This window comes from Bacillus sp. CCNWLW194 (assembly GCF_037120585.1).
GTDB lineage: Bacteria > Bacillota > Bacilli > Bacillales > Bacillaceae_G > Bacillus_A > Bacillus_A basilensis.
Genome location: NZ_JBBBBL010000003.1, coordinates 64,413 through 64,625 on the forward strand (window position 1 = coordinate 64,413; position 213 = coordinate 64,625).

Annotated in this window: 1 pseudogene; it reads right to left on the reverse strand. The window is 31.0% G+C overall.

Annotated features, from left to right (window positions below):
• Window positions 1-213 (reverse strand): annotated as a pseudogene (locus V7S50_RS06800) (peptigoglycan-binding protein LysM); the annotation flags it as partial.

Here is a 213-nt window from a genome sequence, read left to right on the forward strand (position 1 = left end):
ATCATATTTGGTGATTGATTATTATCCATAATTGGCATCATATTTGGTGATTGATTATTATCCATAATTGGCATCATATTTGGTGATTGATTATTATCCATAATTGGCATCATGTTCGGCATTTGATTGTTATTCATAATTGGCATCATGTTCGGCATTTGATTGTTATCCATAATCGGCATCATGTTCGGCATTTGATTGTTATCCATAATT